This is a genomic window from Kibdelosporangium aridum, from assembly GCF_900176515.1.
Classification (GTDB): Bacteria; Actinomycetota; Actinomycetes; order Mycobacteriales; family Pseudonocardiaceae; genus Kibdelosporangium; species Kibdelosporangium aridum.
In genome coordinates, this window is the sequence record NZ_FWXV01000001.1 from 1,731,938 (window position 1) to 1,746,335 (window position 14,398).

Annotated in this window: 15 protein-coding genes; 11 read left to right on the top strand and 4 right to left on the bottom strand. The window is 67.1% G+C overall.

Annotated features, from left to right (window positions below; all coding sequences use genetic code 11):
• Window positions 1–70 precede the first annotated feature (70 nt).
• The 3 genes from B9C43_RS07275 to B9C43_RS07285 are packed head-to-tail and all read left to right on the top strand — an operon-like array spanning window position 71 to window position 2,165.
• Complete coding sequence (locus B9C43_RS07275) at window positions 71–460, top strand: GntR family transcriptional regulator (protein ID WP_033391912.1); 390 nt, start codon at window positions 71–73, stop codon at window positions 458–460.
• Window positions 457–1,272, top strand: coding sequence for an ABC transporter ATP-binding protein (locus B9C43_RS07280; protein WP_033391913.1), 816 nt, complete (start codon window positions 457–459; stop codon window positions 1,270–1,272). Before B9C43_RS07275 ends, B9C43_RS07280 begins: the two co-directional genes overlap by 4 nt.
• The gene (locus B9C43_RS07285; protein ID WP_084425194.1) at window positions 1,269–2,165 is read left to right on the top strand and encodes an ABC transporter permease subunit; all 897 of its coding nucleotides are present in this window, start codon (window positions 1,269–1,271) and stop codon (window positions 2,163–2,165) included. The genes B9C43_RS07280 and B9C43_RS07285 overlap by 4 nt, the downstream gene beginning before the upstream one ends.
• On the opposite strand, the gene B9C43_RS07290 is transcribed toward B9C43_RS07285, so the two are convergent.
• Window positions 2,162–3,745: a thiamine pyrophosphate-binding protein gene (locus B9C43_RS07290; protein ID WP_084425195.1), complete on the bottom strand. Its 1,584-nt coding sequence runs from the start codon at window positions 3,743–3,745 to the stop codon at window positions 2,162–2,164. The two genes, B9C43_RS07285 and B9C43_RS07290, sit on opposite strands and share 4 nt — an antisense overlap.
• Before the next feature lie 52 nt (window positions 3,746–3,797).
• On the opposite strand from B9C43_RS07290, the gene B9C43_RS07295 reads away from it, so the two are divergent.
• On the top strand, window positions 3,798–4,667 hold the full coding sequence (locus tag B9C43_RS07295) for a LysR family transcriptional regulator (protein WP_084425196.1): 870 nt from the start codon (window positions 3,798–3,800) through the stop codon (window positions 4,665–4,667).
• Here B9C43_RS07295 and B9C43_RS07300 read toward each other — a convergent pair.
• Complete coding sequence (locus tag B9C43_RS07300) at window positions 4,606–5,556, bottom strand: YeiH family protein (RefSeq protein ID WP_235038474.1); 951 nt, start codon at window positions 5,554–5,556, stop codon at window positions 4,606–4,608. The two genes, B9C43_RS07295 and B9C43_RS07300, sit on opposite strands and share 62 nt — an antisense overlap.
• A 117-nt stretch (window positions 5,557–5,673) precedes the next feature.
• Between B9C43_RS07300 and B9C43_RS07305 the strand changes: the two genes are divergently transcribed.
• The 4 genes from B9C43_RS07305 (at window position 5,674) to B9C43_RS07320 (ending at window position 9,617) form a co-directional block, all read left to right on the top strand.
• Window positions 5,674–6,939 carry a sensor histidine kinase gene (locus tag B9C43_RS07305; protein WP_143446169.1) on the top strand — a complete coding sequence of 422 codons (1,266 nt, stop codon included), beginning with the start codon at window positions 5,674–5,676 and terminating at the stop codon, window positions 6,937–6,939.
• Window positions 6,940–6,949: 10 nt separating this feature from the next.
• The gene (locus B9C43_RS07310) at window positions 6,950–7,597 is read left to right on the top strand and encodes a response regulator (RefSeq protein ID WP_235038475.1); all 648 of its coding nucleotides are present in this window, start codon (window positions 6,950–6,952) and stop codon (window positions 7,595–7,597) included.
• 83 nt (window positions 7,598–7,680) lie between these two features.
• The gene (locus B9C43_RS07315) at window positions 7,681–8,562 is read left to right on the top strand and encodes an ABC transporter ATP-binding protein (RefSeq protein ID WP_033391921.1); all 882 of its coding nucleotides are present in this window, start codon (window positions 7,681–7,683) and stop codon (window positions 8,560–8,562) included.
• On the top strand, window positions 8,562–9,617 hold the full coding sequence (locus B9C43_RS07320) for an ABC transporter permease (protein WP_084425198.1): 1,056 nt from the start codon (window positions 8,562–8,564) through the stop codon (window positions 9,615–9,617). Before B9C43_RS07315 ends, B9C43_RS07320 begins: the two co-directional genes overlap by 1 nt.
• On the opposite strand, the gene B9C43_RS07325 is transcribed toward B9C43_RS07320, so the two are convergent.
• Window positions 9,614–10,372: an SDR family NAD(P)-dependent oxidoreductase gene (locus B9C43_RS07325; protein ID WP_084425199.1), complete on the bottom strand. Its 759-nt coding sequence runs from the start codon at window positions 10,370–10,372 to the stop codon at window positions 9,614–9,616. The genes B9C43_RS07320 and B9C43_RS07325 overlap by 4 nt on opposite strands.
• Before the next feature lie 61 nt (window positions 10,373–10,433).
• On the opposite strand from B9C43_RS07325, the gene B9C43_RS07330 reads away from it, so the two are divergent.
• Genes B9C43_RS07330 through B9C43_RS07340 form a run of 3 tightly spaced genes read left to right on the top strand, consistent with a single transcriptional unit; the run spans window position 10,434 to window position 13,517 of the window.
• On the top strand, window positions 10,434–11,429 hold the full coding sequence (locus B9C43_RS07330) for an isopenicillin N synthase family dioxygenase (protein ID WP_033391924.1): 996 nt from the start codon (window positions 10,434–10,436) through the stop codon (window positions 11,427–11,429).
• Window positions 11,426–12,709 carry a bifunctional o-acetylhomoserine/o-acetylserine sulfhydrylase gene (locus tag B9C43_RS07335; RefSeq protein WP_084425201.1) on the top strand — a complete coding sequence of 428 codons (1,284 nt, stop codon included), beginning with the start codon at window positions 11,426–11,428 and terminating at the stop codon, window positions 12,707–12,709. The genes B9C43_RS07330 and B9C43_RS07335 overlap by 4 nt, the downstream gene beginning before the upstream one ends.
• Window positions 12,702–13,517 (top strand): alpha/beta fold hydrolase, encoded by an 816-nt coding sequence (locus B9C43_RS07340; RefSeq protein WP_084425202.1) that lies wholly within the window; start codon window positions 12,702–12,704, stop codon window positions 13,515–13,517. The genes B9C43_RS07335 and B9C43_RS07340 overlap by 8 nt, the downstream gene beginning before the upstream one ends.
• On the opposite strand, the gene B9C43_RS07345 is transcribed toward B9C43_RS07340, so the two are convergent.
• Window positions 13,518–14,387 carry an MmyB family transcriptional regulator gene (locus B9C43_RS07345; protein ID WP_084425203.1) on the bottom strand — a complete coding sequence of 290 codons (870 nt, stop codon included), beginning with the start codon at window positions 14,385–14,387 and terminating at the stop codon, window positions 13,518–13,520.
• Between the last annotated feature and the right edge of the window lie 11 nt (window positions 14,388–14,398).

Here is a 14,398-nt window from a genome sequence, read left to right on the forward strand (position 1 = left end):
CTCATTCTGCATTGACCCCGGCGGACCGGCGTGGCATGCTTTCACTAGTTAATTAGTGAAAGGGTGTTTGGTGATCGAGTTCCGGATCGACCGCCGCTCCGGCACGGCCACCTACCAGCAGATCGTTGACCAGGCCAAGCACGCGCTGCGGCTCGGCCTCCTGCGGCCAGGTGACCGGTTGCCCACCGCCAAGGAGGTGGTGGCCGCGACCGCGATCAACCCGAACACCGTGCTCAAGGCGTACCGCGAGCTCGAACGCGAAGGCCTGGTCGAGGGCAGGCGGGGGATGGGCACGTTCGTGTCCCGGTCACTGGCGATGCCGCAGACCGCTGCCGACGGGCCGTTGCGCGACGAACTCGGGGACTGGGTGGCCCGCGCCAAACAGACAGGTTTGGCGCGTGAGGACGTAGAAGCGCTGGTCAAGGCCACGCTCGACGAGAACTACCAAGGGGATATGTGACTACCGAACTTGAGGCGGTCGACTTGGGGAAGCGCTACCGCCGGGGCTGGGCGCTGCGCGAATGCACGTTCGACCTGCCCGAAGGCCGGATCGCGGCACTGGTCGGCCCGAACGGTGCGGGCAAGAGCACACTGATGCGGCTGGCGGTCGGGTTGATCGAGCCCACCACCGGTCACGTCCGTACTCGCGACACCGTGGCGTTCCTGAGCCAGGACAAGCCGCTGTACACGGGCTTCACCGTCGCGGAGATGTTACGGGCAGGCGCGTCGATGAACGCCAAGTGGGACAACGAGTATGCGACCAGACTGGTCCGCGAGGCCGACGTGCCGCTGGAGGCGAAGATCCGCACGTTGTCCGGCGGGCAGCGGACCCGGGTCGCGCTGGCGATCGCGTTGGGTCGCAGGCCCAGCCTGATCCTGCTGGACGAACCGCTGGCCGACCTGGATCCGTTGGCGCGCACCGAAGTCATGCAGGCGCTGCTCGGCGAGGTGGTGGACACCGGGATGACGGTGTTGCTGTCCTCGCACGTGCTCGCCGACCTCGAAGGCGTCTGTGATCACCTGATTCTCCTGGCAGGCGGGAGAGTCCGGCTGGACGGCGACGTCGACGACCTCCTGGCCGAGCACCGGGTGCTGATCGGTGCACGCGAGCTCGCGACGCCGAACGTGTCCATTGTCGACAGCAGGACGACCGAGCGGCAGGCGACATTGCTCGCCAGGACAAGGACAGCCGACGCGGGGTGGGAACCGCACCAGCCGACGTTGGAAGAACTCACGTTGGCGTACCTGCGTTCGGCGAAGGAGGCCGCGTGATCTGGGTGACCTGGCGGCAGCAGCGCCTGCAGATCCTCGCTGTGTTCGGCATCGTCGCGGTGATCTCGGCGGTGCTCGTGTACGTGCGGTCGCAAGCGGCGGCCTTGTTGCCGGACGTGGCCCTTGTCAGCGACAGGTACAACATCTTCCTGCAGTACTTCGTGTTGCTGCTGATGGCGTTGCCCGCGCTGCTCGGGATGTTCTTCGGTGCGCCGCTGTTCGCCAGGGAGATCGAGCAGGGCACGCACGTCTTCGCGCTGACCCAGTCGGTCAGCCGCACGCGATGGCTGATCACCAAGGCGGTCATGGCATGTGGCTCGCTCGCAGCGGCGATGTTCGTGCTCGGCGTGGTCGCGGCATGGGCATTCGAACCCATGAAGTCGTCGATGCAGACCCGGCTGGAAACCGGGCAGTTCGAAGCCCAGGGAGTGGTCGTCGGCGGGTACGCCATCCTGGCGTTCGCGGTCGGTGCGACAGCGGGTCTGGTGCTGCGCAACACTTTGGCCGCGATGGTGGTCACGTTGATCATGTACGGCGCCGTGCTGTTGACTTTGGGCCAGTCGGTGCGGGAGAACTACGCCGAACCGTCGTACTTCGAGGCGCCGGTGAACCAGGTCGCCAGCCAGGCGGAACCCGGACGGTCCTGGCAGGTCGATTTCGGCTTCGTGGACGCGACCGGCAAACAGATCCCCCTCCTGTCGACGACGCATTGCGCTGCTGAACCGGACGTCAAAGCCTGTTTCGACCGGATGAACTTCGTCGCCTCGTACTCGAAGGCACACCTGCCAGGACAGTTCTGGCGGTTCCAGTTCACCGAGCTCGGGCTGGTTCTCGTGCTGAGCACGATCGTGCTCGGTGCCGGTGCGTGGGCCTCCCGGCGGAGGCTGGCCTAGAGCCTGCCGTCGTAGGCCTGGCGGGGCAGGTGGCAGGAGATGACGCTGAACACCGGCGCGGCCAGCGAGTGTTTGATGGCCGAGGTGAGTTCCTCACGGGAGTGCACCTCGAACCCCAGCCCGCCCATGGCCAGCCCGACACTGGCGAAATCGGTGCCGGAGAAGTCCACGCCGAGGTTGGGCAGGCCGGCTGCGCGTTGTTTGGTCTCGATCAGCGACAGCGACTCGTCAGCGAAGACGAACACGATGACCGGGGTCTTCGCGTCACGGGCCGTCGCCAGTTCGCCCAGCGTCATCTCCAGGCAGGCGTCGCCGGTGAACACCGCGACGGGCCGTGCGGGATCGGCCAGTTTCGCGCCGATCCCCAGCGGCAACGAGCACCCCATCGTGCACAGGCCGCTGGACTGCATCAGCGACTGGGGCTCGTAGCACATCCACGTCTGGCTCAGCAGAATCCGGTGCGCTCCACTGTCGACGGACGCGATCGTGTCCAGCGGCAGGATCCGGCGCGCGACGTCGACCACTGCCGCTGGCCCCCACACCTCATCCAGCCGGTAGATCGACGCGAGCTGGCGGCGGACAAAGGAGATTTCCTCGGCCGTCCACTCCGGACGTGCTGTGGTCAGCCCCTGCAGGCCGAGGCGGATGTCACCGACGAAGCTCTGCGACGCCTGGTGCATGTAGTGCGTGGCCCGCGTCGCGGAGATCTCCACGACGCGGTTGTGTTCGTCCCAGACGTCACGCCAGCCCACGCGCATCTCGATCGGGTCGTACCCGGCGAGCAGGATCAGGTCGGCGTCGCGCACGAGTGGCTGTAGCACCTCGTCGGCTCGGGGCGACAGGCCAGCGGCGCCGAGGGCGAAGGCGTGCCGTTCGTCCACGATGCCTTTCGCCTTGTACGTCGTGATCAACGGGATGCCCATGTCGACAAGGCGGGTCAGCTCTTCGGAAGCGTTGTGGTGCATGGCTTCCACGCCCGCGATCAGCACCGGCCGCTTGGCCCGCGCCAGCCAGCGGCGCGCCTGGGACAGGTCGGCGGGCACGCTGGGCTCGACCGCGGTCGTCCGGGTGCGCATCTTCGCGGGCGCCTGCGTGGCCACCGAGATCGGTACGTCGATGTGCACCGGGCCGGGTGGATCCGCGGTCGCGATGGCGATCGCCTTGTCGATCAACGCTTCGGCGGCCTCGGGCGTCATCCGCAGGGTCGCCTTGGTGATCGGCTTCATCAACGCCGAGTGGTCGAACACCTGATGGGTGTAGGTGGCCGCGTCCGCCTCATCGACACATCCGGTGATGAACAGCAGCGGCACACGGTCTTGCAACGCGTTGGCGACCACATTGGTCGCATTGGCCACGCCAGGACCGAGCGTCGCGATGAGCACGCCGGGCGCGCCGGTGCGGTGGAACGCGCCCTCGGCCATGAAGCCGCCCGAGTTCTCGTGCTTGACCAGCGTGAACTTCACGCCTGCCGCGTCGATGCCGCGCATGATCGCGAGCACCTCACCGCCAGGGATCCCGAACGAGTGGCGGCAACCGGCTTCGTACAGCCGTCGTCCGATCAGATCGGCGACAGTGGTCATGGCACAACCCTATGATTCAACTCATTCATCGACAATTGAAACTGAGTTCAACATGGACTACCCCACCCTCAAACAGCTCGAACTGTTCCTGGCGCTGGTCAACTCGGACGGAATCGCCAGCGCGGGCGCCAAACTGGGCATGACACCGTCAGCCACCAGCCACGCACTGCGGGCGCTGGAGCGCACGCTCGGCACGACAGTCGTCGACCGCAACGCGTCCAGCGTCGAGCTGACCTACGCAGGCCGCGAGATCCTGCCGCACGTCCGGGACGTGTTCGCCGGGCTGCGGCTGATCCAGGCCACCGCCAGCGCGAGCGCCGAGCTGAAGACCGGCAGGCTGCGGATCGGGTCGTTCGGCACCAGCTCGTCGCTGACGTTGCTGCCGCCGTTGCTGGCGGCGTTCCGGCAGCGGTATCCCGGGATCGAGGTGAACGTCAGCGAGAAGACCGACTTGGAGATCGAGCAGGACCTGATCGAGCGGCGGGTGGAGATCGGCGTGGTCACGTTGCCGAAGCCGCAGTTCGACACCCTGCTGCTGGGCGTGGACGACATGGTCGCGGTGATTCCGGCCGGGCATGAGCTCGCCGGCAGCGACCCGGTCGCGCTCACCGAGCTAGCCCGCCATCCGCTGATCATGACCTACGCGGGCTCGCAGGAACTGGTGAACCGGATGTTCGCCAGGGCGGGCATCCAGCCTCGGGTGACGCACGAGCTCCAGCAGATCATCTCGATCCTGGAGTTCGTGGCCCTCGGGCACGGAGTGACGATCGTGGCGTCGCTGGCCCTGCCGGATCAGCACGAAGGCGTCGTCTATCGACGGATCACGCCACGGTTCTCCCGACGCGTCGGCCTGGCGTGCCTCAACGAGCGACGGCTGTCGCCTGCGGCGGCGGCGCTGTGGGAGCAGGCTCGATCAGCATGAGCGAACCGAACGCGACCCCGCCGACCAGCACCGTGGACAACGCGCCAAGGACGAGGCCCTTTCGCCCGGCCCGCAGCACTTTCCCGATCCGGACCGTCGTGCCCAACCCGAACATGGCGGCCGCGAGCAGGACAGTCGTGGTCAGCTTCGCGCCATCGAGGACGGCGACGGGCACGATTCCCGTGCTGCGCACCAAAACCATGACCAGGAAGCCCGCCACGAACAGCGGCATGATCGGCGGCCTGGGCCCGTCCTGCCGCTGAAAGAACCCCACACCCGCGACGATCGGAGCGAGCAGCACCACTCGCGTGAGCTTCACGATCACCGCGATACCGACCGCCGCGGCCCCGGCAGGTGACGCGGCCGCGACCACCTGAGCGACCTCGTGCACGCTCAAACCAGCCCATTTGCCGAGGAATTCGCTGCCCATGCCGCTGCCGATCAGCGGCACCAAGGCGATCGCCGCGGTGCCGTACAGGGTCACCAGCGTGACGCTCGCGGCGACGTCTTCTTTGTCGCTGCGCGCCACGCTGTCCATCGCCACGATCGCCGAGGCACCGCAGATCGAGAACCCGGTCGCGACCATCAGCCCCAGCCCACGCGACACCCCGATCCACCTCGCCAGCGCGAGCGTGCCGAAAAACCCGGCAGACACCGTGATCACCACGGCGAGCACGGTCCCGAAGCCCAGCCTGGTCACCTCGGCGAGGCTCAGCTGCAGGCCGAGCAGGACGACGCCGGTGCGCAGGAACCGGCGCGTCACCTGCTGCAGGTCCATCCGGACCGGTACCAGCACTCCAATCAGGACAGCCACAGTCAACGCACTGAGCACCGGGATGAAGTGGTTCACCACCAGCGCCACCACCGCACCCGCCAACGCAACCCACATAGCCCACAGGGTCCACGCGCACGCGCGGGCGCGGTAGCAGGCACTTCGGCCATAGGTCATAGCCAACCGGAATGACTCCGGGGCGGCGCCGCTACTCGGTGAGCTAACTTGACCCGCATGAGCGCAGCCGACGACCCCATGTGGAGTACCTGGCGACGGCCCCTGCCCACACCCGCTGAGCAGCGGCAGGACGTGTGGATCGCGTTGCTGGTACTCGTTGGCGCGCTCGTCTCGTTGGTGCTGATCAACAGCATGGGAGCGTTCGTCTTCGGCTCGGCGCCATCGTTGTGGGAGCAACTTGTGTGGGCTGTCGTGCTGTCCTTGCCGTTGGCGGTACGGAGGCGGTTTCCGCTCGCCGTGCTGACCGTGCTCAGCGCGTTGTTCATCGCGGGCCAGGCCAGGCAGATGGGCGACAACCTCATGCCGTCGATCGCGCTGTTCCTCGCGACGTACACGGTCGGAGCCTGGGAACGGAACCGGGCCTGGGCGCGGTGGGCGCGGATCGCCGTGATCGTGGCGATGTTCGTCTGGCTCGGCTACAGCATGCTGACCACGACCGCCGACCCGGCCACGGCGTTCCGCCGAGCGGTCGGACCGCTGGATCCGATGCTGGCGAGCGTCATCTACGGCATCGTCTACAACCTGTTGTTCTTCGTCGGGGCCTATTTCTTCGGCAACATGGCGTGGTTGTCCGCCCGGCGTCAGGCAGAGCTGATCTGGCGCGCGGAGGAACTTCGGTTGTCGCAGGAGCAGAACACACGTGGCGCGATCGTGGCCGAGCGGATCCGGATCGCCCGCGACCTGCATGACGTAGTCGCACATCACGTCTCGGTGATGGGCGTGCAGGCGGGCGCGGCACGGCGGGTCCTGGAGAAAGATCCCGAAGTCGCCAGCGAAGCTCTGCGCACAGTCGAGCAGACCGCCCGCAGTGCCATCAAAGAGCTGCGCGGCCTGCTCGGCGTGCTGCGGGCGGAGGACACGGACGTCTCCGACACGAAGTCCTCCCCAGGGTTGGACCAGTTGCCGGAACTGGTCTCCGCGGCCAGAAACGCCGGTCTCGAAGTCGAGCACGGCGTCTACGGCGAGCCCCGCCCGGTGCCGCAAGGCGTGGCTTTGTCGGCGTACCGCGTTGTCCAGGAGGCGTTGACCAATGTGGTGAAACACGCGGGTGCGCGCCGGGCCGACGTCCGGGTGCGGTATTTGGAAACAGCGTTGGAAGTCGAGGTCACTGACGACGGCCGGGGCGACGTGAAAGGATCAAACGGCTTCGGTCTGCTGGGGATGCGTGAACGGGTCGCGGTGCACGGCGGCGAGCTGGACGCCGGGCCACGCCGGGACGGCGGGTTCCGCGTCCGGGTCAGCCTGCCGACGTCTGTCCACTGAGGAGGGGTGTGTGACGCTGCGGGTGGTGCTGGCCGACGACCACGACCTGGTGCGGGTCGGGTTCCGGGTGATTCTGGGCGCCGAGGACGACATCGAGGTCGTCGGGGAGGCAGGCAACGGCCTTGACGCGGTCGAGATGGTCAACCGGCTGCGCCCGGACGTGGTGCTGATGGACGTGCAGATGCCCGGGATCGACGGGCTGGAGGCCACCCGGCGGGTCGTGGACGTCGCCAAAGTCGTCATCCTGACCACGTTCGACCGCGAGGACTACCTGTTCGAGGCGTTGCGCGCGGGCGCGAGCGGATTCCTGCTGAAGAACGCCTCCCCCGAGGACCTGGTCGACTCGGTGCGGATCGTGGCACGCGGCGACGCTCTGCTGTCCCCGGAGGTCACCCGGCGGGTGATCGCCCGGTTCAGCGGGAACGAGCCGGAGAAACCGTTGCACCGCCCGCCGGAGCTCACCGAGCGGGAGTGCGAGGTGCTGATCCAGTTGGCACGCGGGGTGAGCAACGCCGAGATCGCCAGCGAGTTGTTCCTCGGCGAGACGACCGTGAAGACACACGTGTCCCGGATCCTGACCAAACTGGGACTTCGTGACCGTACGCATGCGGTCGTGTACGCGTACGAGAACGGGATCGTCGCTCCGGGACGGTCCTAGCCGGTAAGTCGTCCGCGCGGAGGATGGACGAATCGGGCTCGCGCCGGACGCCGTGAAGCACGCCGGATTACTAGGCTGCCCGCATGTTGAAGGTGACTGGGGTCAGCCGGAGTTTCGGCGAGCACCGGGTCCTCGATGAGATCTCGTTCGACGTCCGGCCAGGGCGGATGACAGGTTTCCTCGGTGCCAACGGAGCCGGCAAAACGACGACGATGCGGATCATTCTCGGCGTCCTCGCCCCGCAGGGCGGAACGGTGACGTGGCAGGACGGGCCGATCACGCAGCAGGTGCGGCAGACGTTCGGGTACATGCCCGAAGAACGCGGCCTGTACCCGAAGATGAAGGTGGCCGAACAGATCGCGTGGCTCGGCCAGCTGCATGGCCTGTCGTCGGCCAAGGCGAAAGCCAACACCGCGGATCTGCTCGAGCAGCTCGAACTGACCGCACGCGCCAACGACACACTCGAACAGCTGTCGCTGGGCAACCAGCAACGCGCCCAGATCGCGGCCGCGCTCGTGCACGAACCGGCCGCGATGATCCTCGACGAACCGTTCTCCGGGCTCGACCCGATCGCGGTCGACACCGTGCTGCGGGTGTTGCGGGAGCGGGCATCCGGCGGGGTTCCGGTGCTGTTCTCCAGTCACCAGCTGGCCGTGGTCGAACGGCTGTGTGACGACCTCGTGATCATCTCGGGCGGCAAGATCAAGGCGAGCGGTGGCCGTGAAGAACTGCGTGCCAAGTACGGCACAACCCGGTTCGAGCTCGTCGTGGACTCCGACGCGGGATGGCTGCGTGACCACCCCGGTGTCCGAGTGGTCGATGTGGACGGTCCGCGCGCGGTGTTCGAAGTGGACAACGGGCAGACCGACCAGCGGGTGCTGGAGTCGGCGTTGAGCCGCGGCGCGGTCCGCAGGTTCAGCCCGGTCGTGCCGTCGTTGGAAGAGATCTTCAAGGAGGCGATCTGATGGCGGCGTTCTGGCCGGCGACCAAACTCATCGCCGAACGGGAGATCAAGACCTATGTGCGGACCAAAGGCTTCTGGATCAGCGTCGCGGTCCTGCTGGTCGGCCTGTTCGCGGCGGCCATCCTGCCGACTGTGATCGGCGGATCGCCAACCAAAGTGGCGGCTGTGGGCGCCGAAGCGCGGCAAATGCTGGCCAACACCGTGTTCGACGTCCGCGAAGTGCCCGACGTGGCGGCGGCCGAGCATTTGGTGCGCACGGAGGAAGTCAGAGCCGCGGTCGTGCCGGGGCCCCGGGTGCTCGCCCTGGACGACCCGCCGAACTCCGTGGTGGCGGCTCTGGCCACCGCGCCGCCCGTACAGCTGCTTGAACCGACCGCGGTCAGCCAGGATGTGCGGATCCTCGTGACGCAGCTGTTCGCCTTGTTCTTCTTCATGTTCGGCATGGGCGGTGTCTCCATTGCCCAAGGCACGGTGACCGAGAAGCAGACGCGGATCGTGGAGATCCTGGTGGCCACGATCCCGGTGCGGGCGATGCTCGCCGGAAAGATCATCGGTCACGCGATCCTGACGCTCGGTCAGGTGCTGCTGATCGCGATCGCCGCGCCCATCGCGCTGAGTATCGGCGGCCATACCGCGTTGCTCAGCATGATCGCGCCCGCACTCGGCTGGTTCGTGCCGTTCCTGGTCGTCGGATTCGTCCTGCTCGCGGCGATCTGGGCGGTCGCGGGCGCGCTGGTCAGTCGCCAGGAGGACCTCGGCGCCAGTACAGGCCCGGTCGTGTTGCTGGTGATGGCACCGTACTTGGCCGTGGTGTTCGCCAACGACAACGATCCATTGATGACCGTGATGTCGTACATCCCGTTCTCGGCGGCTGTGGCCATGCCGATCCGGATGTTCACCGATGACGCCCAGGCGTGGGAAGCGTTCGTCTCACTGGGCATCCTCATGGCGACGGTCGTGCTGGCCGTGCAGCTGGCCAGCAGGTTGTTCAGCGGTTCATTGCTGCAGACCGGCGGCAAGGTGGCGTTGAAGAAGGCGTGGGCACACGTCGACTAAAGCGACACACCGGTCAGGTCGGCGCAGGCTTTGAGGAACCCGTCCTGGACGCGGACATCCGAGACGGCTGGGTGGGTCCGGTGTGGTTTGCGGTGGTAGTAGTACTCGCCGCTGCCGGGGTTGTCCGCGGTCGCGAGCCACACTTGGGTCTCCGGCGCGCGAGACATGTCCCTCGACGCGCCGGGCCCACCCATCTTGGTGGCCACCCAGCCCGGATCGACGGCGTTGGACCGCACGTCGGGCCAGAGCCTGGCCACCGCGAACGCCAGGATGGCGTCGTGCAGCTTCGAGTCGGAGTACGCCTGCGAGCCGTTCCAGCGACGCCGCTGCCACTGCAGGTCGGTCAGGTCCGGATCACCGCCGAGATGCATCCCCGAGCTGAGGTAGATCAACCGATCCGGCCGCTCGATCAGGGCGGTGAGCAGGTACGGAGCCAGCGAGTTGGTCGCGAACACGTGCGCGAGGCCGTCGACCGTCTCGATCCGCCGCCGCTCCTGGTAGCCGATCGCGGCGTTGTGCACGACGACGTCGAAGCGCCCGGACGCGTTCGCCTGCTCGGCGATCGACGTGGTCTCCGCGATGCTGGACAGGTCACCGACCAGGACACCCGCGGCGCCAGGCGCGCCTCGCAGCGCGTCCTGGGCGCGGCTTTCGCTGCGTGCGTGCAAGGTGACCTCGTGACCGAGATCGATCAACTCACGGGCGACCATCTGCCCGAGCCCGTCAGCGGATCCGGTGATCAGTACTCGCGTCATGACTCCACATTAGGTCCACGGAATGGGACTGGAGTTGCGAAGGGTCAATAGGCTGCAAGGTGTGACGGACGCTCCGCTGCCTTTGATCGACTTGTCCCGGTTCCGTGATCCCACGGCCGACCGGGCGGCTTTCCTCAGCGAGTTGAGGCACGCCGCCCACGAGGTCGGCTTTTTCTACGTCGTCGGGCACGGCGTCCCGGCCGAGCTGACCACGGGCATCTACGAAGTCGCCAAGAAGTTCTTCGCGCTGCCGCTGGAGCAGCGGCTGGCCATCGAGAACATCAACTCGCCCCAGTTCCGCGGCTACACGCGTACGGGCTACGAGTTCACCGGCGGCAAGCAGGACTGGCGCGAACAGATCGACATCGGCCCCGAGCGGGCGGTCGTGCCTGCCGACGGACCGGCTTGGCAGCGGCTGATCGGCCCGAACCAGTGGCCGTCTCAGCTGCCGGAACTGCGTGAGACCGTGCTGGCTTGGCAGGACGAGGCCCTGCGCGTGAGCCGCGAGGTACTGCGTGCCCTGGCCGCGGCATTGGGCCAGGACGAGGGCTACTTCGACGCTTGGTTCGACGAGGAGGCCTCCACCCACGTCAAGATCGTCCGTTATCCCGGCCGCGACGACACCGAGCAAGGCGTCGGCGCGCACAAGGACTACGGCTACCTCGCGTTGCTCCAGCAGGACTCCGTGGGTGGTCTGCAGGTCCAGGCCCAGGACGGCACGTGGATCGACGCCACCCCGATCCCGGGCAGCTTCGTGTTCAACATCGGCGAGATGCTCGAGATCGCCACCCAGGGCTACCTCCTCGCGACACGGCACCGGGTGATCAGCCCGCCTGCTGGCGTCGAACGGTTCTCCATCCCGTTCTTCCTCGGCCCACGGCTGGACGCGATCGTGGAACCGCTCCAGCTCCCACCCTCGCTCGCCGCGCAGGCGCGGGGCGTCAGCGACGAGAAGGACAACCCGCTGCACGCCCAGTTCGGGGCGAACGCGCTGGTCGGCTGGCTGCGGTCGCACCCGAAGGTGGCCGAGCGCTGGTGGGCGGACGTCATCGGATGACGCGCTGGTCCTTCGAAACCCGCCAGATCCACGCGGGTGCGCAACCTGACCCGGCCACCGGTGCCCGAGCGACGCCGCTGTACCAGACGACGTCGTTCGTGTTCGACAACGCCGACCACGCGGCAGCGGCCTTTGCCTTGCAGGACTTGGAAACCCACGCCTACAGCCGACTGTCCAACCCGACGACGGCGGTGGTTGAAGCCCGCCTGGCGGACCTGGAGAACGGCTACGCGGCCGTGGCCGTCGCGAGTGGACAGGCGGCTTCGGCGTTGGCGATCCTCAACCTGGCACGCGTAGGCGATCACATCGTGTCCGCCGCGACACTGTACGGCGGAACGTACAACCTGTTCGCGTACACGTTGCAGGACATGGGAATCGACGTCACCTTTGTGGAAGACCCGGATGACGTCTCCGCGTGGCGTGCCGCGATCCGTCCCAATACCAAGGCTTTCTACGCTGAGACCGTCGGCAACCCGCTGGGCAACGTCCTGGACATCACGTCGGTCGCTTCGGTCGCGCACTCGGCGGGCGTTCCGCTGATCGTGGACAACACCGTGCCGACGCCGTTCCTGACGCGCCCGATCGACCACGGCGCGGACATCGTCGTGCATTCGACGACGAAGTTCCTGTCCGGCCACGGCACGGGTATCGGTGGCGTGATCATCGACAGTGGACAGTTCGACTTCACCGCGGAGCCGGACCGCTGGCCTTCGCTGACGCAACCGGATCCCAGCTACAACGGCCTGGTGTTCGGTCCGGAGTTCGGCAAACTGGCGTTCCTGCTGCGGCTGCGCACGAAACTCGTGCGTGATCTCGGGCCCGCGGTGTCGCCGTTCAACAGTTTCCTGCTGCTGCAAGGCATTGAGACCTTGTCGTTGCGGATGGAACGGCATGTCGCCAACGCCACCGCGATCGCCGGTTTTCTGGACTCGCACCCCAGCGTCACGCAGGTGCACTACGCGGGCCTGCCCGATAGCCGGTGGTATGGCGCGGCACAGCGCTACCTGCCCAAGGGCGTCGGCGCGGTCGTGTCGTTCGAGGTGGCCGGGGGAGTGGTGGCGGGCAAGAAGTTCGTCGACAGCGTGGAGCTGTTCAGCCACCTCGCCAACATCGGGGACGTGCGCAGCCTCGTCATCCACCCCGCCTCGACAACACACGCCCAGCTCAGCCCGGACCAGCAACTGGCCAGCGGGGTCACCCCCGGTCTTGTCCGGCTGTCCATCGGCCTTGAAGGCGTCGACGATCTGATCACGGACCTGAATCGGGGTTTGCATGCCTGAGTTCACCGGGAGCACCGGCAAGATCCACTACCGGCACTGGGACCCGGCGGATCCGCGGGTGCTGCTCGTGCACTACCACGGTCTCGGGGAACACACAGGCCTGTACGAGTCCTTCGCCGCGGCGCTGAACGCGGCCGGAATCGCCGTCTGGGCCCATGATCACGCAGGTCACGGCCAAAGCGACGGCGTGCGTGTGCTGGTCTCCTCCATCGACCACCTGCTGGATGACGCCGAGACGTTGCTGGGCCTGGCGCGGGAGGCGCATCCTTCGCTGCCGTTGGTGATCTCCGGTCATTCCCTGGGTGCGACGGTGGCCACGCTGCTGACGGCCGAGCGGTTGCTGCCGACTCACCACTCACCTCGGGCTCTTGTCCTGGCAGGGTCTTCGCTCGTGCACGTGCCCGGCGCGGACAGTGCGCTGGTGGAGATGCTGGCGTCCGGGATCGACCCGATGGACCTGCGCAAGGACCCCGGCGAGATGTCCCGCGACGAGGCCTACGCCCAGCAGATCCGCGAGGACCCGTTGACGTGGCAAGGCGGCATTCGGCTGGAAACGTTGCAGGCGTTGGGAATCGCCGCGGCCCGAGTGTCGGCGGTCCTCGAGTCCCAGGTGCTGGATGTGCCGGTTCTGTTGCTGCACGGCGAAAAAGACGACATGGCACCGGCCGTGGGTGCACAGGAAGCCGCCCGGCTGTTGCCGAACGGTCGCGCGGTGATCTTCCCCGACGACCTGCACAACATCCTGAACGAGATCGACCGGGACAAGGTGTACCAGGTTCTGGTCGATTTCGTGGAAGAGGTGGTCTGATCAGGGTGGGTTCCGCGTACTTGTCCTAGACCCGCTGCGGCCGGTCCTGTCCAGTGTGGTCTCCGTGCCGAGGACAGCCAACAGCCGAAGCCTGTCCGCCGCTTCGCTGCCAGGCGGCGCGGTGAAGACAATGATGCGCAGGTCCGCGCCGTGCACTGTCAGCACATCGCAGTCGAGTTCGACGTCGCCGACCTCGGGGTGGACGATGGTCTTCCGCTCGGTCGCGTGGTGCGCGACCGTGGACTCCTCCCACAGGTGGGCGAATTCCGAGTTGGACGTCCGCAGCGCGCTGATCATGTCGGCCAGCTCGCGGTCGGCTGGGTAGCGCGTCGCCACATCGCGAAGGTCAGCGACGAGCGATTGCTTGTGCTCCTCGAGGTTGCGGTGCCGCACGCGCCCGGTGTCGCCTTGGAAACACCGCCACACGATGTTCGCCTCCCTGCCGCGCCTGCCACGCATCTCACCCATCAACGCGGTCCAGAGATCGTTGTGCTCCAACAACGTCCAGGCCGCGTCGTGCACCGCCACCGGAGTGTCCGTGAGCCGGTCGAGCATCCGCTGGACACCCGGGCCGATGTGCTGCGGCACCACGCCGTTGAGGTCGGCGGCGTGCCCGGCCAGGCGGCATGCCAGCTCGTACTCGGTGTCCGACAGACGCAGGGTGCGGGCGAGCGAACGCAGGACGCTGCTGCTCGGGCGTGCACTGCCCTGTTCGAGGCGTTTGACGTAGTCCGCTGAGACGCCAGTGAGCCAGGCGACCTCTTCGCGGCGCAGTCCCGGCGTCTTGCGTGAGCCCGGCCGGAAGGGCAGACCGACGTCCGCTGGTTGGACGCGTGCCCGCCACGAACGCAGCAGTTCCGGCAGATCCATGTGGCCATTGT